This is a genomic window from Bacillus sp. FSL K6-1338 (assembly GCF_038006965.1).
In the GTDB taxonomy this organism is placed as follows: Bacteria; Bacillota; Bacilli; order Bacillales; family Bacillaceae_G; genus Bacillus_A; species Bacillus_A thuringiensis_S.
The window spans coordinates 2,021,466-2,037,964 of sequence record NZ_JBBOWI010000001.1; the positions used below are offsets into that span (position 1 = coordinate 2,021,466).

The following is a 16,499-nucleotide window of genomic DNA, read 5'->3' on the forward strand; positions in this document are numbered from 1 at the left end:
TGAATACAAACTATAATTTCAATTACCGTAATGGTATATGTGAGGAAGAAAACAAAAGAGCTGACTCAATGAGAGCCAGCTCGAAGGGGAGTGTCCTAGAGTTTTAGTTTATTCCCCTTAGTTATTATCTACTCGATCCCACACTCTTAGTTTACCCTTTTCGAATACCATTACTGCAAAGTCAATCTCACCAGTTTCCTCACCGTCACCATCATAAGTTACGTTGGTGTAGCCATTAGAGTTGGTGCGCTTTCCGTTACCGCCCACGAGATCTGCAACCTCTGAGAGCGTCATCCCTTCCTCTAGAGAGTTATACTCATCTTCGGAGATTGTTGAACTGTTGCAGGCGCTCAGCAGGATAATACTGGACAGGAAAACAACCATTCGTTTTTTCATTGGTATTCCTCCTCGGTTAATTCGTTTAAATTAAAACTAAGAGTTTTAGAGATTTTGCCAGCTCGTGAGATAACTGCATACGTAAGGCTTAGTTGGAATGTATCTACTTTGCAAACTTTATTAGTGATATGAGATAGTGAGTTTAGTGTTAATACTCAAAGGCTGTTACCTCATTTGTCACTGGATTGTACGTAACTTTTCTAATCTTACTTATGTGGTTCATGTTCAACTTAGCTTTCTCACCTGTCAATTGATTGGTCATTGTATGAGCACGTCTGTTTGCTTCTCTGTAGCTCCAAACCACCTTGAGATCGGACATGCCAGTTACTATCCAGCGTTCACCGTCTAGGTAGAACTCAGCGCCACTAACAGGTCTGTCTCTGTGGGTTTGTATGTCCCCCTTGAGCTGGCTGAATAGATTCTCTCTTTCACGTTTCTCCCATGCTAGTACTCGCTTGAATAAGTTCATTTGAGCTCCCCCTTAGTTTGGTCTTCTTCTAAATTCATAACCACCACAGCCACATTCATTCCAATTATTCCTAAGACAGTCAATACAGTATATGCCATTAGTTTGCCTCCTCAGTCAACTCTTGTAGATTGAAGCTAAGAGCCTTGAAGATTCGGCCGGCTCTCAGGGTTACTACGTATATAATGCCTAGTTGGAATGTATCTACTACACATTCATTATCAGTAATACGAGCCAGTGCATCCTGATAATGAGATACTAATGTGTCGATCTCGTGCATAACAATATCCTCTTTAGTTACCTGTACAGTTGTATTCATTTGTATTCCTCCTAGTATTTTATGAGATAGGTGAAAGCTTAGAAGTTAACGATTAAGTAACAGACTAAGTATCCAGCTCCAAACAAGAAAGCTGTAGAGCCACTAACAACAACGATGGCCTCTCTTAGTTCTTCGTTCATGAGATCGCCTCCTATTGAGGTCGAACCTTTACAGCCATTCCTACCCATGTTACTATGGAGGGAGAGCCTGTATTGGTTCGACTGAATTGCATAGCCTTATCTAGCCACTTTCTCAGGGTGTTCGCTAGGTAGGGCTATTTGTGTTTACTTATCCACAATGGATTTGCCTGCATTGATACGTTCAAAAGATAGATCTACTAGTTCCTTGCGTTTACTCGGTGGTAATAACTTGAGGGCGCTGAACAGTTTGTAGAACCTCTGTGCCTCCTCGATTGAATCTAGGGAGTAGGCGTCCATAATCTTAGTGAAGTATCTAAGTTGTTTCTCTTGCAAGTTTGTCACCTCCCTTGCTTGAAATCATCTTAACACGCCTTCAATAAGTTGCGCAACCCTTTTGTTAAACTTTTTTCGTTCTCGATAGATAGTAGCGGTTTAGGTGCTACATGAGACGGAGTACTTACAGAAGCTCTACAGAGTTCATACACGGGATTTATCTTGTCTAGGTACAAACACTAAAACTAGTCTCGTAGAACCCCGTACAGACGAATCTGAGAGTTCGAATTAGGTTACCTTCATTTTGAAGGTAACCTTGAAGTGGTAATCAATCGAGCATATGCCTGACGAGATGCCAGCTTCTATGGGTTGAAGTTCAACCTAAAGGATTGTACCCACAGAGGTAGGGCAAGAACCAGATTGAATGCCTACCAAGTATCCAATCGAGCATTGACTACATAGCGCCGTCTTTAGTTTTAACCGAAATAGGACAGCAACCAGATAGCAGGAATATTACTTACAGTAATCCTACTGGAGGAAGTTAAACAGACGGCACTTGAGAGATCGCTGAGCTTGAGTTAGCTTACTAGCAACAACTCCATAGAAGTACCCTGTGAAGTTTCTCACTCGTTTAACCTTAGATGCAAGCACACTAGCTCGTACTGCTGAGACGGCAATCTCTGTTAGTTCCACCAAGTCAGGTGCGTGTTTACGTGCTGCTAACTGGACACGGCTCCATAGCTTGTACACCTGTGTTACATCTAGATAGGATAATGCAGAGATAGCGAACTCTACAGGCACACCTACTGCAGTTAGTTCTAATTTGTCCTCTACGTAAGTATTTGAACTTAATGGTTTAGCTTTAGAGTTAATTGATTCACAACTAGAGATAGATGCCTCGCTAGGCTTAACTGTAGGCTCTGTAGCGTTCTCTAGGGTAGACAGTAGGGGTTGACTTCCATAAGGATTAATGACTGTTATAGAAGCTCCTTGTCCTTTGTTGACCGTTCTCATTTGGTCTATACGAGTTAGGATTCCTTTCTCAGTTAGACTCTTCATAGCACGACTAACAGTCCTCTTAGCGTATCCAGTTAGGTCTGCTAACGTTTGTAACTTGAGATAGCTAACTCCCTTGAATTTAACTGAGTAGCAAGCAATCTTCCATAGGATAGTGCGATCTCTTTCTCCTAAGTCATACTCCTCTAGGTACATCTGAATAGACTTGTCCATCTCATCTACAGATTCAAACTGACTGTACTTATGTAATTCCTTCATGGTTATCCCCCTTGATAGGAGACACTTGCAGGATACCTATAGGGATGGTAAACTGAGTGTACTCCATTTATTAGTTATGGTGTGAGAAGGCTCTACCTCCAGTGTCCAGCTGTCAGGGTAGAGCCTTTTTCTATATGTCAAACTTATTGAGTGGGTTGTACTTATCGTTTGATTCGGCTAATGAGTTACCGAAAGCATGTAGGTACACCTCAGTAGTTCTTATCTGTGAGTGGTGCATGAGCTTGCTAAGAGTGTAGATATCCATCCCAGCTCTAAGACAGTTGCTTGCATAGGTGTGTCTAAACATGTGAGCTGTACACTTGAATCCCATACGAGCTGACAGCCGAGTGAACATGAGCTTAACAGCGTTAACTGTGAGTTGGCGTCCTCTGTGGTCACAGAACACATGAGTAGGTAGTTTAGTGTAGAACCTCTCGCAGAATAATCTCCACTCGTACAACTCTCGAGCAACTTTATCCGTTAATGGAGTAGACAGGCTCTTACGATTCTTCCCGAAGATAGTGATAGTCTTATTGAGTAGATCCACGGAATCCCACCTCATGGATACCAGCTCGCCTAGTCTTATGCCTGTACCAGCGAGGACGACTATCACGGTATGTCCTCTGTAGCTATACAGCGTGTTTTCTCGAGAGCGCATCCTCCTGTAGTATCTAAGCATTTGCTTTATCTGTTCATCGGAGTACACCTTGATGGTCTTGTCCGTCTTAGCAGGCTTAATCTTGTTAGTGGGATTGCTACGGATCTCTATAATGTCCTCATCCTCTAAGTATCTAAAGAATGTCTTCAAGTGCTGGAGCTTACCATTACGAGTGACCACCGTGTTTCCTCTCTCCTTGGAACAGTAGAGGAGGTAGCCCTTTATAACTGGTGGAGTAATATCCTCGATGTTAATGATCTCCTTCTCAGCGACGAGCCAGCGAGAAAACTCATTGAGTGTATCTCCGTAGCTCTGTATTGTCCTAGGAGCTAGCCCACTGAGTTCTTTATCCTCTAGGTAATCCTTAATCATAAATCTAAGTAGTGCCATTTAGTTCCCCCCCTTGAGTACGCACAAAAAGACCACCTCCATAGGCTACTTGTGAGTAACCTAGAAAGTGGTCTCTTGTGAGAATATTGTTTCTGTCATAGACAACCATTCAGCTTGACCTTGTGAGGCTTGTCCTGCCTCGGGTGAATTAACTCACCTGTCCTACCATAGCGGATAATGAATTTTCAGCGGAAGTAGAGGTGGATGCGATGATCACGCCGTCTTTTTCAATATAGTATGTGCGTCCTGTATTCGTTTCGATAGCCTGCCTTAATATTTTCTCTGATTCATTAGTAGTCGGAAATTCAGCAATGTCACTTCGTAATTTCATAATTCGTTCTATATCATCGAGTGAGGCAAGTTTAATTGTTTCATGAATTGGTGTGCTAGGTAAGTTGTTGTCATTTAGACATTCGCAAAAATACATTTCATTTTTAGTACCTAGTTGTATATTTGAAGCAGTTTCAAATTGTTCTACGATAGTCGACTTACCAGAGAGTTTAAGTGGCTTATATGCGGAAAGAAGTGCCTCATAATCAGTGGTAATAAATTCTTCTTTACTATAGGGTATAAATGAATCGTGGAATCGGAGTAGAATTGATTTTAATGTTCCATTCTCTTTAAATACTCCCCATAATTCTTGAAAATCTGTGTCATAACCGAAAGCTTCAATATCTCCAATAATAAACAAGTTAAGGGCTGCTTCTTCTTTTAGATAAGCGAATACTTGTTCATGATCTTTCTTTGTTAATTTTCGCATCATAACGAATCGACCTCTTTTTTATTTTTCTAAATATTACAACTTAAGTTTTTTGAAATCAATATAAAATTTTATGTTTAGTTCACAAACTTTCGGAAAAACTAGGAAAGATATGACAAAGGAGGTTATGAACGGTGGATCATCCAATTCAAGGGTTAATGAAAGCAGCAATGGAAAATTTAAAAGAAATGGTTGATGTAAATACGATTGTTGGAGAGCCTGTTCAAACGGCTGACGGTGGTGTGGTGTTAACGGTTTCTAAAGTAGCGTTCGGTTTTGGAGCAGGAGGTTCTGATTTCCAAACGAATGATGGACAAAGAGCGAACGGTAACGCTGCATTTGGTGGCGGTAGCGCGGGTGGTGTTTCGATTACACCAGTAGCATTTCTTGTGGTGAATAAAGATGGAGTAAATATTCTTCATTTACAAAATGCGACACATTTAGCAGAAAAAATGATTGAATTAGCTCCGCAAACAATTGATAAAATTCAATCGATGTTCCAAAAAGAAGAAAAGAAAGAGGGAAATCATCATCCTCAAAACCCTGATGAAATCCTTTAAAAACGCCTGCTTATGAGCAGGCGTTTTTTCTTGTAATCACTATGTAATAAAACACATGAAATTGTAAATAGTTTTTGAAGTTTTTTCTATGTTTCTAAAATTTTTCATGTTAAAATATGCTATAGAATTGAAACATATAAAACGAAGGTGGCTAGGTGCTTTGTCTGGAGGATCTGACCAAGTAAAGAATATGATATATATTAATGGTAATCGTCGAGGTCATTGTTTTATTACATCAGGAATTACGTTTAAAGAGTTTGCGAGTAACATCCCTTCACCGCTTCATCAAGTGTTGCTTTTGAAGCACAACTTTGAATGGACGGATTTTCATTATCATACTTTATTTGAATATGTTGAGGAAGAAAATATACATAAGTTAATTCAAGCAGAGATTGATGAATTTGATGAATTTTGTTGGGTAGATTTTGATGATGCAAGCGATTTAGATGAATTAGAGCCGAAAGAAATTGCAGAATTATTATATTTGGCTCACAAAAAAGAACCACTTGCAAGAACATTCTTTCCGCTGTTGAAAAATCGATTTGTTTATTTTTCACATGATGACGGATGGTACAACAAAGTGTATTATCGTAGAATTGCTGATTTTGTAGGAATGTTAAGTAAAGTCATTCCGTATAAACTCGGTGCTTTCGGTAAGAAACGTTTTTCTTTCTTCCAAAAATCAAAAATTTTCCCAGCAATTTCAAAAGAATTGATCATGGGGCTGATTCCACTAATGGAAGATGGTCTTTACATAGATCTAGCAGGGAAGATTGAGTCAAGAAGAGGTCTTGAAATTCCGGTATATGTAGTTGGTTCGTATGAAAGTACGGATGAGGTGTTAGATAATATCGATGAATTGAAAGAGGAAGCAACAGAAACAGGTTGGCTCATTTTTGATAAGAAAGAACAAGAGTGGCAATGGGTTGTTGACTAAGAAAACTTGGCGTATGAAGTCAAGTTTTCTTGTCATTTGAAAGGAGTACAAATGAAGAAATATTATACAATTGTGGGTATTATAAGTATTATTCTCGTGGCAATATTACTTATAACTTGTCCGAAAGAATCAGATTTTAAAGTGTATGTAGAGGATAAGTATGCGTTGAATTGTAATGAGAGTAGTTTTGAATGCACGCAAAATGTAGATGGTAAAAAAGAAAAACTACAATTTGAAAGTACAGATGCACGAAATGGTGTATTCTTTATGACTGTAAAGCAAACATTTAAAACAGAAGCTGGTGTTTCAAAAGAATATAGCGGAGTAGGAATGTTTGGTACATTTCTTTTTGTTTCAGAGAAGACTTTCTAGTAATAGAAGGTCTTTTTTTTATGCTTATGTTCATATAGATGAAGTAAGACAAGCATAGGAGGGATAGCGATGAAGAACACATGTATCGTTTGCGGTGGTGAGGAGTTTTTTTCCTCAACGTTATATGCACGTACGAAACAAGATTGGGCATATGCACCAAACATGTATCGATTTGAAAAAGTATTTATTGAGCATCGAGATGAAGAAAATTATCCAGTGTTTCAAGAAATTACAGCGAAACATTGTTGTGGATGCGGTCATATTATGTTGTATCATGAATGAACACACCAAGTATAACTTGGTGTGTTTTTTTAAAACGCTGACAAAGCAAGCGGATAAAGTAAAGTAAATAAAACAGAAAAACTACCAAAGCCAATTGCTGTATATCCAAGTGTTCTTGCTCCGAAATTGACAGCTAATAGGCCAACTAAAATTGCTAGGGAGCCGAGCGTAACGGGATAAAAAGCAATGGAGAATAACGAAAGAAATAAGGCGACATAGCCTACCATTGCGCCGGTATTTGTACCTTCTATCTCATTTGCAATTTCTTTACGCTTATGTCTAATTGGAATGCCAGCTGGTGATATTTCAGCAGCATACTCTTCGTTTTTTTCACCACTTTTAAAATGATGATTTCTCTTTCTTCGCATGTACATCCCTCTCTTTCAATTGGGTGTATCTATAGTATCTTTCAAAATGAGAAGAGCATGAGTATGAGTTAAACCCAAGTAAAGCAAAAATTGGAGAATACGCATTCCATCGTTAACATATCCATCTCCTATTGAAGATAAAGTGTGGAATTTTTTCCACTAGGACTGATTATCAGCCAGCGACAATTGGATTTTTATGAGCAATTCTCTCCCATTAACTGGTCCGCATCCATTGAATTTTGGGGTAGGTGTCTTACTGCAAGCGGGATAAAACAGGAATTTTGGAAAATGATGTAGAATGAAATGAATGATAATACGTGAAGGTAGGGGAATGTATGACAACATTTAATTGGCATGAATCAGCAGAGAAGAAATGGGATAGTAGTGCGGAGTTTTGGAATCAAAATAGTCAGGAAATGTGGGATAGCGGGAGTAGGAGCACAATTATTCCGTTTTTTGAACAATACGTGAAGAAAGAAGCACAAGTGCTCGATGTTGGTTGTGGTGATGGGTACGGTACATATAAATTAAGTCGCGCAGGCTATAAAGCAGTGGGAGTAGATTTATCGGAAGTGATGATTCAAAAAGGTAAGGAGCGCGGAGAAGGACCAAATTTATCTTTTATAAAAGGAGATCTTTCTGCATTACCATTTGAAAATGAGCAATTTGAATCAATTATGGCAATTAATTCTTTAGAATGGACGGAAGAGCCATTACGAGCGTTAAATGAAATAAAGCGTGTGTTAAAGAAAGATGGATATGCATGTATTGCAATTTTAGGACCGACAGCAAAGCCACGAGAGAACAGTTATCCTCGCTTGTATGGAAAAGACGTTGTTTGTAATACGATGATGCCTTGGGAATTTGAACAGTTAGCGAAAGAACAAGGTTTTGAAGTTGTAGATGGCATCGGCGTATATAAGCGCGGAGTAAATGAGAAGATGCTAGGTCAACTACCTACAGAGTTACAACAATCGTTAACATTCTTATGGGTATTTATGTTAAAAAACGTATAAAGAAATGAAAGAATTTTTAGGAGGTAAATAAGTGCAGAAAATACAAAAAACTGATACAATATCATCAGAACCAATTAAAGGGGGACTAGGGTATATGACAACTACTACAACAGTGAAATCCGATATTGAAATCGCACAAGAAGCGAGTATGAAGAAGATTCAAGAAATTGCAGCTGATTTAAATATTTTAGAAGATGAATTAGAGCCATACGGGCATTATAAAGGTAAGTTATCTCTTGATATTTTTAAGCGCTTACAAGATGAGAAAGACGGTAAAGTTGTTTTAGTAACAGCGATTAACCCAACTCCAGCTGGAGAAGGTAAATCAACAGTAACAGTTGGTTTAGGTCAAGCTTTTAATAAAATTGGTAAGAAAACAGTAATTGCACTTCGTGAACCATCTCTTGGACCAACGATGGGATTAAAAGGTGGAGCAGCAGGTGGCGGTTTTTCACAAGTCGTACCAATGGAAGACATTAACCTTCACTTTACTGGAGATATCCATGCGATCACAACTGCCAATAACGCATTAGCAGCGTTTATTGATAATCATATCCAACAAGGAAACACACTTGGAATTGATACGCGTAAAATCGTTTGGAAACGCTGTGTTGACTTAAATGATCGTGCCCTTCGTAATGTAGTAATTGGTCTTGGTGGACCTGTACAAGGTGTACCACGTGAAGACGGTTTTGACATTACAGTAGCATCTGAAATTATGGCCGTGTTCTGCCTTGCAACAGATATTCAAGACTTAAAAGCACGTCTATCTCGCATCGTAGTTGCTTATAACTTTGCAAATCAACCTGTGACGGTTAAAGATTTAGGTGTAGAAGGTGCGTTAACGCTATTATTAAAAGACGCATTAAAGCCAAACTTAGTACAAACGTTAGAAAATACACCAGCTATTATTCATGGTGGACCATTTGCGAATATTGCTCACGGTTGTAACAGTGTTATCGCTACGACAATGGCAGCAAAATTAGGTGATTATGTTATTACAGAAGCTGGATTCGGTGCTGATTTAGGCGCTGAAAAGTTTTTAGATATTAAAGCCCGTGCAGCTGGTATTAAACCAGAAGCAGTTGTTATTGTTGCGACTATTCGTGCGCTTAAAATGCATGGCGGCGTTGCAAAAGATCAATTAAAAGAAGAAAATGTAGATGCATTAGCAAAAGGTATGGAAAACTTACAGAAGCATGTTGAAACAATTCAAAGCTTCGGTGTGCCTTTCGTAATTGCAATTAATAAATTCATTACAGATACAGATGCAGAAGTTACATACTTACAAGAGTGGTGTAATGAGCGTGGCTATGCAGTATCCTTAACAGAAGTTTGGGAGAAAGGTGGCCAAGGCGGAGTTGATCTTGCTGAAAAAGTACTAAAAGAAATCGAAAAAGGTGAAAACAACTACGCACCACTTTATGAATTAGAATTACCCTTAGAAGAAAAAATTCGTACAATTGCTCAAAAAGTATATGGCGCAAAAGATATTGAATTTGCTCCGAAAGCACGTAAGCAATTAGCTCAATATGAAGGAGAAGGTTGGAGTAACCTACCAGTTTGTATGGCGAAAACTCAATACTCTCTTTCTGACGATGCAACAAAATTAGGTCGTCCATCTGACTTTATCGTTACAATTCGTGAGTTAAAACCATCTATCGGTGCAGGCTTTATCGTTGCGTTAACAGGTACAATGTTAACAATGCCAGGTCTTCCAAAACAACCAGCAGCACTTCAAATGGATGTAAATGAAGATGGAAAAGCAGTAGGTTTATTCTAAAAGGTTGTAATTCATCTCGTTTATCTGTAAACTATATATACATCAAGTGGCGCCTTTCCATCGAAAGGCGCCTGTTTTTTGGAGGAAATTATGTTTGATCCAACTGCTTTTGACAATTTAAAAGTAATCGTAGAAGGTGCTGTGTATGATTTTGATCTACATGGAGATATTCTTGTAACAGATCGAAAAGATATGATGGACCTTGCTTCATTAAGTCGTATATATCATATCTCATTTCAATTAACAGAACCGTTTGAACCATTAGTAGAAGCAACATTTTCATTATCTGTGGATGCAAAGAACTTGTCTGGTGAAATACTAGAAGTGCCTCAGTTTACACCAGGTTGTGAAATGAAGCTAGCATTTTCATTCCCGTTAGAACAACCAGAAGTAGGATGCGAAGAAATTGAAACTTTAATGCGTTCTATATGGGGAAAAGAAAGAATGATTATGCAGAAAGTTTCATACGAATATAATAAGCAAGCGATTTCATATCATAATAAGGTAGAGGTTCTATTTCAAAAAGCGATTACAGAAGACCATGTTGATGATTTAATAGCTGTTATTTCACACATGATAGAAACGGTGCGAACAATACAGCATTTTCTTCAAAAATAGAGATAAAGGAGAAAAACAAATGATAAAAGATATGCAACCATTTTTACAAGAAGCTTGGGAGAAGGCTGGTTTTAAAGAATTAACTGAAATTCAAAAACAAGCGATTCCAACTATTTTAGAAGGACAAGACGTTATAGCTGAATCTCCAACTGGAACAGGAAAAACATTAGCGTACTTATTACCCCTTTTACATAAAATTAATCCTGAAGTAAAACAGCCACAAGTTGTTGTTTTAGCACCAACACGTGAACTTGTCATGCAAATTCATGAAGAGGTTCAAAAGTTTACAGCAGGAACTGAAATTTCAGGGGCATCTTTAATTGGTGGTGCAGATATTAAGCGCCAAGTTGAAAAATTAAAGAAACACCCGAGAGTAATTGTCGGTTCACCAGGACGTATTTTAGAATTAATTCGAATGAAAAAGTTAAAGATGCATGAAGTAAAAACGATTGTATTTGATGAGTTTGATCAAATTGTAAAACAAAAGATGATGGGCGCAGTACAAGATGTAATTAAATCTACAATGCGAGATCGTCAATTAGTATTCTTCTCGGCGACAATTACAAAAGCGGCAGAAGATGCTGCACGCGATTTAGCAGTTGAACCACAATTAGTGCGTATAACACGTGCAGAGTCAAAAAGCTTAGTTGAACATACGTATATCATTTGTGAGCGACGCGAAAAAAATGATTACGTAAGAAGAATTATGCATATGGGCGATGTAAAAGCAGTTGCTTTCTTAAATGACCCATTCCGTTTAGATGAAATTACTCAGAAATTGCAATTCCGTAAAATGAAAGCAGCAGCTCTTCATGCAGAAGCAAGTAAGCAAGAGCGTGAAGCGACGATGCGTGCATTCCGTGGTGGGAAACTAGAGATTCTCCTTGCTACTGATATTGCAGCACGCGGTATCGATATTGATGATTTAACACATGTAATTCACTTAGAGTTACCAGACACAGTAGACCAATACATTCACCGCTCAGGACGTACTGGACGTATGGGTAAAGAAGGAACAGTAGTTTCTCTTGTAACAGAACAAGAAGAACGTAAATTACTGCAATTTGCGAAAAAACTAGGCATCGTATTTACGAAGCAAGAAATGTTCAACGGATCATTCGTAGAAACGAAACCGAAAGCACCAAAGAAAAAGAAACCAGCATTTACTGGGAAGAAAAAGCCTAGATAAATAATGGGGAAGGCGTAACTATTTGTAGTTACGTCTTTTTTTATTTGCAATTGAATAATACAAGGAGGTTTATTAATGGTTATTAAAATGTATCTATCATCATTTTTTAAATCAACATATGTAAAAGGAAGTAATATAAAAAAAGTCGAATATTAAATTGATGCGAAATAATAAAAAGAAGGTACATATATGGATAGGAAATTAGGAATGTTTTTGAATACGAAACATATTGAAGTAAACGAAGGAATACAAAAAGCAAGGGAATGGGATTTAGAATATATTCAATTATATGCTATGAATAAAAACTTCAACTTAGCTAATATTCCAGTGGTAGAATGGACTGCTTTAAAGAAAAGCTTATCTTTTAATGGAATAAAGATTCCATCATTAGCAATTAGTTTTGGAGAAAATGGAATTACAGGAACAGAAGTTGACAGTGCAATAGATCAGATTAAATATATTACTGACAGAGGTTTGGAGCTGGGAGCAAAGATAATAACAGCTCATATTGGGAAAGTTCCAGATGATGAAAAAAGTGAGTACTATGATAAAATGATACGGGTTTGTTATGAGATAGGGGAATTAGCATTCAAACTTGGGGGAGTCTTTGCTATTGAGACGGGATCTGAAAAAACAATAGTATTAAAACAATTTTTAGAAACTGTAAACTCGAAAGGACTAGCTGTTAACTTTGACCCAGCAAATTTAATAAGTGATGTAAATGAAAATCCGGAAGAAAGTTTATTACTATTAAAAGATTATATAGTACAAACTCATATTAAAGATTGTAAAGAAGTGAAAAGCGATCGTTCAAGTAAGTATATAGAAGTAGCAGTAGGAAATGGTGAAGTGGATTTCGATATATTTTTCAAAGTATTAGATGAAATTGGATTCGACGGATATAACATGATTGAAAGAAATGATTATTTTGACGAACTGGATGGGATGAGTCAGTCGATAAATTTTGCAAAGAAGTACATACCAACTCAAAAGGAATAACGATAGCACCTGTGGAAACCTACATAGAATATAAAAAACCATTAGGGGGAAATGAAATGATCCATAAAGTTGGACAAATTATGCTGTATGTAAATAATCAAGATGAGGCAGTAAATTTTTGGACGGAAAAGGTAGGGTTTCATGTAGTAGCAGAGGAAGATAACAAGCAAGGAATGAGATGGATTGAAATCGCTCCGACTAATGGTGCTGAAACGAGCATTATACTACATAATAAAGAAGTTATTTCGAAAATGAGCCCAGAATTAAATCTTGGTACACCGTCCTTAATGTTCTTCTCAGAAAATCTGGATCAATTATATGCAGATTTAAAAAATAAAAATGTTACTGTTGGAGAAATGGTAACTATGCCTTCTGGTAAAGTATTTAACTTTGCTGATAGCGAAGGGAATTATTTTGCGGTTATGGAAAAGAACAAATAGTAATATTACTATGTGAAAATCCCCCTCAAATATATTGAGGGGGATTACATGTTTGAAGTGGATTTTTCATTAGAGAATTGATTAATATAAAATACGCCTTTTTCAATGGCTGTCTCAATATAACCAACGATTTGGTCAAACGTAAACACTTGTAAGTCTTCATGCAAATTTTGCTCCGGATACAACATATCTTCAAAAAGATACTTTCGAAAAGAAAAAACGTTTTCTTTAGAAACTTCTTCAATATCCATGATGTGAGCCTCTTGGTTGAGAAGAGAGAAGAGTTGCTGTTCTGTATCGTAATGATGAAGCAACTTTGCATTTAATAATTTAAAATCGTTATAGTACAGGGGTGCGATCGTTTCGTCATTTTCGATTCTATTTTTTAGCCAAGGTAGAAAAAAGCCGCTTAGCCAATTGTCATCGGCAATGAGATGGGTGTAATAGCCTAAGAGAAAAGGGGAATCCATATGAGCTTTATATTTTTGAAAAAAAGAATTGAAATCTATCCTTCTCGTATAGTTTTTCGTTGTACCAGCGTAAAAGTGTGAAGTTCCTTTTTCTTCTGCTGAATGAACCGCATCAGGGGCTACACCTCCAAGTATGAAAGAAGTTTTATCTTGGATATATAGTTTTTCGGCAATCTTGATAGCGATAATAGCATGCATAATTCGTGATCCCATGAATGACACCTCGGTTTCAAGTATTCATTTCAGGAAGAGGACTGAACAGTTAGTATTACTTTCCCTGTACTTTTTCTACTTTCGACCCATTCATGTGCTTTCCCTGCATCTTGAAGCGGAAAAGATTTCGTTGCTTTTACTTTTAGACTGCCATCACGTAAATAACGGAAAACTTCATTTGCAGTTTCTTGGAGTAGTTCAGGACGTTTTTTTCGTGTAGTGCCAAAGCTAAAACCGAGTATAGAGCGACAACTTGCGTGTAAATCTTTCGTTTGGAAATTACCAATTTCACCGCTAGCATTACCGAAATGAATGAGGCGACCATAATAAGCGAGACAATTTAAACTTTTTTCTGAAACCGTTCCAGAAATAGAGTCTAAAATTACATCAACCCCTTCACCGTTTGTCAGTTCGTTGACTTTCTTTACAAAATCCTCATCTTGGTGACAAATAACATAATCAGCTCCAGCATTTAAAGCTATTTTTCTTTTTACTTCACTTCCGACAGTACCAATAACGGTTCCAGCCCCTAATCGTTTTGCAAGTTGAATAGCTGTTGTACCAATTCCGCCAGCCGCAGCATGAATGAGTACAGACTCGCCTTGTTGAAGCCTTGCAACATTTGCGAGTAAATTATAGCTTGTAAAAGATACAATCGGACAAGCAGCTGCAGTTTGAAAATCGACTTCATCAGGTAAAACGAAAGTAAGGTTTTCGTTTGCGACAACGTATTCTGCGTAAGATCCATTTTGAGGAAAAGCAATGACACGTTGTCCAGGATGAATATTTTTCACTTGAGAACCGACACGTTCTACAATACCAGCGGCATCTATCCCTGGTATAAAAGGTAGTGCTTTATTTCCTTTTTTACCATAACGGGATTTAATATCGGCGAAATTTATACTAGTAGCAACAACGCGAATCAAAACTTGATCTTCTGAAATAGTCGGCATATCCACATCTGTATATTTCATCACTTCAGGACCACCGAACGACGTTACAACGATAGCTTTCATTATATGTCCTCCTAAATTTGACTATATAAAACATTTTAAATGTTCATTAGAAATTGGGAAATTATATAATAGTTATGCGACTTTATAAGTGAAGCTTATGTACATATTGAATCATTATATTAATCTATATAAAAAAATTTAAAAAATCGAACGAAATAGTAATTACTTGCCAATATATAGTGTAGGACAAAGGAGGGATGGTATGTGAAGGATGAAACAGTGTATACAAATTTAATCCAATTGACTTTATCAGGAAATAAAGAAGCGTATAGCGAATTGTATGATAAAACGATTCAAGAAGTATATAAAACAGCACATTTTTTAATTGAAGATAAAACAGATGTAGATGATGTCGTTCAAGAAATATACATACAACTATATGAATCGCTTCGTAAGTATGATAGTGAGAAGCCATTTCGTCCTTGGCTAATTGGACTTGCGATTAAACAAATTCACTCTTATAGAAGAAAGAGGTGGATGCGACTACGCATTATAAAAAAAGCAGAAGAGCAAAGAAAACCAGTACAAATTGATTTTTCTAACGATGTTGTAAGTAAAATATCAAACAAAAAACTAATTGAACTCATTCATAAATTACCGTATAAATTGAAACAAGTTATTATCTTAAGATACTTACACGATTATTCACAAGAAGAAGTAGCACAAATATTACATATTCCAATTGGTACTGTGAAATCTAGAATTCATTCGGCATTAAAGAAACTACGTCAAAAAGAGCAAGTAGAAGAAATCTTTTTAGGAGAGGTAGGGAATGTGAAATGAGTTTAGATTGTAGAGTTAGAGAATCTATACGAGAAGAAGCGAAGGGGATTGTTGCCCCGCCGGAGTTAAAAGAAAAAGTAATCGTTCAAATTAAAATGAATCAAGGAGGGCGTAAGAGAAAGAAACATCTTATTGCAGGAGTGCTTGCAGCAGCTCTTTTAATCCCGACGACTGGTTTTGCGTATCAATCTATTATGGCGGATGGTATATACGGATCTTTTGAGAATTTAAAAAAACATGCCGGAGCAATGACATTAGAAACGTATATGCGTTTTAATGCAAAATTATCAGAAGCGAAAGATGAAATGGGTACGAAGGAATATGAAGAGTTTACAAAAGAAATGAAAAAATTAACTAGTGCAAAGCTTGCGTACGGAGATTCGAACGGTAATATAGATTACGATCAATTATCACCAGCTAAAAAAGAGGAATTGAAAAAGGTAGTAATGGAGCTTCATCCGTATTTTGATAAATTAAATGGCCATAAATCTAGTAAAGAAGTACTAACTCCTGAAGAGTATGAACAATATATGGAGGCATTAATGTCATATCAAACTGTGTTAGTAAAAACGAAATCGAGTGGCGGGATAACAGTAGAAGAAGTACCTGAGGCGTACAAAGAAAGATTTATTAAAGCGGAGCAGTTTATGGAGTATGTAGATGAAAAGGTGAGATAAGTAAAAAAGCTCAAAGCTTTCTTTCGTTTAACTATTACATATTGAATATGTAAACAATAAAAAATGAGTATACAATCTACGTGATTGTATACTCATTTT

At 37.1% G+C, this 16,499-nt stretch carries 21 protein-coding genes and 1 pseudogene; 12 read left to right on the plus strand and 10 right to left on the minus strand.

The window, feature by feature from the left end; translation table 11 throughout:
* Positions 1 to 117: 117 nt before the first annotated feature.
* The 7 genes and pseudogenes from NZ044_RS10535 to NZ044_RS10565 form a co-directional block, all read right to left on the minus strand.
* Positions 118 to 396 (minus strand): hypothetical protein, encoded by a 279-nt coding sequence (locus NZ044_RS10535; protein WP_144560625.1) that lies wholly within the window; start codon positions 394 to 396, stop codon positions 118 to 120.
* A gap of 148 nt (positions 397 to 544) precedes the next feature.
* Positions 545 to 865: a hypothetical protein gene (locus NZ044_RS10540; protein ID WP_340949729.1), complete on the minus strand. Its 321-nt coding sequence runs from the start codon at positions 863 to 865 to the stop codon at positions 545 to 547.
* Positions 866 to 962: 97 nt separating this feature from the next.
* A complete protein-coding gene (locus NZ044_RS10545) occupies positions 963 to 1,181 on the minus strand; it encodes a hypothetical protein (RefSeq protein ID WP_211478032.1) in 219 nt (72 codons plus the stop codon).
* Positions 1,182 to 1,465: 284 nt separating this feature from the next.
* A complete protein-coding gene (locus NZ044_RS10550) occupies positions 1,466 to 1,654 on the minus strand; it encodes a hypothetical protein (RefSeq protein WP_017762677.1) in 189 nt (62 codons plus the stop codon).
* A 468-nt stretch (positions 1,655 to 2,122) separates the two neighbouring features.
* Positions 2,123 to 2,869, minus strand: a complete 747-nt coding sequence (locus NZ044_RS10555; protein WP_340949730.1) for a helix-turn-helix domain-containing protein — start codon at positions 2,867 to 2,869, stop codon at positions 2,123 to 2,125.
* A 130-nt stretch (positions 2,870 to 2,999) separates the two neighbouring features.
* On the minus strand, positions 3,000 to 3,917 hold the full coding sequence (locus NZ044_RS10560; protein ID WP_340949731.1) for a tyrosine-type recombinase/integrase: 918 nt from the start codon (positions 3,915 to 3,917) through the stop codon (positions 3,000 to 3,002).
* 163 nt (positions 3,918 to 4,080) lie between these two features.
* Positions 4,081 to 4,680: pseudogene (locus NZ044_RS10565) on the minus strand (GNAT family N-acetyltransferase); the annotation flags it as partial.
* A 131-nt stretch (positions 4,681 to 4,811) separates the two neighbouring features.
* Between NZ044_RS10565 and ytfJ the strand changes: the two are divergent.
* The 4 genes from ytfJ to NZ044_RS10585 all read left to right on the plus strand — a co-directional run bounded on the left by ytfJ (position 4,812) and on the right by NZ044_RS10585 (position 6,828).
* Positions 4,812 to 5,237: a GerW family sporulation protein gene (gene ytfJ, locus NZ044_RS10570; RefSeq protein ID WP_000349986.1), complete on the plus strand. Its 426-nt coding sequence runs from the start codon at positions 4,812 to 4,814 to the stop codon at positions 5,235 to 5,237.
* A 160-nt stretch (positions 5,238 to 5,397) separates the two neighbouring features.
* Positions 5,398 to 6,174: an oxalate:formate antiporter gene (locus NZ044_RS10575; RefSeq protein WP_000014087.1), complete on the plus strand. Its 777-nt coding sequence runs from the start codon at positions 5,398 to 5,400 to the stop codon at positions 6,172 to 6,174.
* A 51-nt stretch (positions 6,175 to 6,225) separates the two neighbouring features.
* Positions 6,226 to 6,546: a hypothetical protein gene (locus tag NZ044_RS10580; RefSeq protein ID WP_000761171.1), complete on the plus strand. Its 321-nt coding sequence runs from the start codon at positions 6,226 to 6,228 to the stop codon at positions 6,544 to 6,546.
* A gap of 69 nt (positions 6,547 to 6,615) precedes the next feature.
* Positions 6,616 to 6,828: a hypothetical protein gene (locus NZ044_RS10585; RefSeq protein WP_000798747.1), complete on the plus strand. Its 213-nt coding sequence runs from the start codon at positions 6,616 to 6,618 to the stop codon at positions 6,826 to 6,828.
* Positions 6,829 to 6,857: 29 nt separating this feature from the next.
* Here NZ044_RS10585 and NZ044_RS10590 read toward each other — a convergent pair whose 3' ends face one another.
* A complete protein-coding gene (locus NZ044_RS10590) occupies positions 6,858 to 7,196 on the minus strand; it encodes a hypothetical protein (RefSeq protein WP_001253201.1) in 339 nt (112 codons plus the stop codon).
* A 335-nt stretch (positions 7,197 to 7,531) separates the two neighbouring features.
* Between NZ044_RS10590 and NZ044_RS10595 the strand changes: the two genes are divergently transcribed.
* The 6 genes from NZ044_RS10595 (at position 7,532) to NZ044_RS10620 (ending at position 13,241) form a co-directional block, all read left to right on the plus strand.
* Positions 7,532 to 8,212, plus strand: a complete 681-nt coding sequence (locus NZ044_RS10595; RefSeq protein WP_000206579.1) for a class I SAM-dependent methyltransferase — start codon at positions 7,532 to 7,534, stop codon at positions 8,210 to 8,212.
* Between the two features lie 94 nt (positions 8,213 to 8,306).
* Positions 8,307 to 9,995, plus strand: coding sequence for a formate--tetrahydrofolate ligase (locus NZ044_RS10600; protein WP_014482011.1), 1,689 nt, complete (start codon positions 8,307 to 8,309; stop codon positions 9,993 to 9,995).
* A gap of 90 nt (positions 9,996 to 10,085) precedes the next feature.
* Entirely contained in the window at positions 10,086 to 10,613 is a 528-nt protein-coding gene (locus NZ044_RS10605; RefSeq protein ID WP_000460216.1) for a hypothetical protein, read from the plus strand.
* Between the two features lie 19 nt (positions 10,614 to 10,632).
* Positions 10,633 to 11,802 (plus strand): DEAD/DEAH box helicase, encoded by a 1,170-nt coding sequence (locus NZ044_RS10610; protein ID WP_000588599.1) that lies wholly within the window; start codon positions 10,633 to 10,635, stop codon positions 11,800 to 11,802.
* Between the two features lie 189 nt (positions 11,803 to 11,991).
* On the plus strand, positions 11,992 to 12,801 hold the full coding sequence (locus tag NZ044_RS10615) for a sugar phosphate isomerase/epimerase family protein (RefSeq protein ID WP_000375201.1): 810 nt from the start codon (positions 11,992 to 11,994) through the stop codon (positions 12,799 to 12,801).
* Between the two features lie 56 nt (positions 12,802 to 12,857).
* Positions 12,858 to 13,241, plus strand: a complete 384-nt coding sequence (locus NZ044_RS10620; protein ID WP_000581472.1) for a VOC family protein — start codon at positions 12,858 to 12,860, stop codon at positions 13,239 to 13,241.
* A gap of 44 nt (positions 13,242 to 13,285) precedes the next feature.
* On the opposite strand, the gene NZ044_RS10625 is transcribed toward NZ044_RS10620, so the two are convergent.
* Both NZ044_RS10625 and NZ044_RS10630 read right to left on the minus strand, forming a co-directional pair.
* On the minus strand, positions 13,286 to 13,924 hold the full coding sequence (locus NZ044_RS10625) for a zinc dependent phospholipase C family protein (protein WP_000535582.1): 639 nt from the start codon (positions 13,922 to 13,924) through the stop codon (positions 13,286 to 13,288).
* A 29-nt stretch (positions 13,925 to 13,953) separates the two neighbouring features.
* Positions 13,954 to 14,940 (minus strand): quinone oxidoreductase family protein, encoded by a 987-nt coding sequence (locus tag NZ044_RS10630; protein ID WP_098505718.1) that lies wholly within the window; start codon positions 14,938 to 14,940, stop codon positions 13,954 to 13,956.
* A 204-nt stretch (positions 14,941 to 15,144) separates the two neighbouring features.
* On the opposite strand from NZ044_RS10630, the gene NZ044_RS10635 reads away from it, so the two are divergent.
* Positions 15,145 to 15,723, plus strand: a complete 579-nt coding sequence (locus NZ044_RS10635) for a sigma-70 family RNA polymerase sigma factor (protein WP_000651123.1) — start codon at positions 15,145 to 15,147, stop codon at positions 15,721 to 15,723.
* A complete protein-coding gene (locus NZ044_RS10640; RefSeq protein ID WP_000050700.1) occupies positions 15,720 to 16,400 on the plus strand; it encodes a DUF3600 domain-containing protein in 681 nt (226 codons plus the stop codon). The genes NZ044_RS10635 and NZ044_RS10640 overlap by 4 nt, the downstream gene beginning before the upstream one ends.
* Positions 16,401 to 16,499 lie beyond the last annotated feature (99 nt).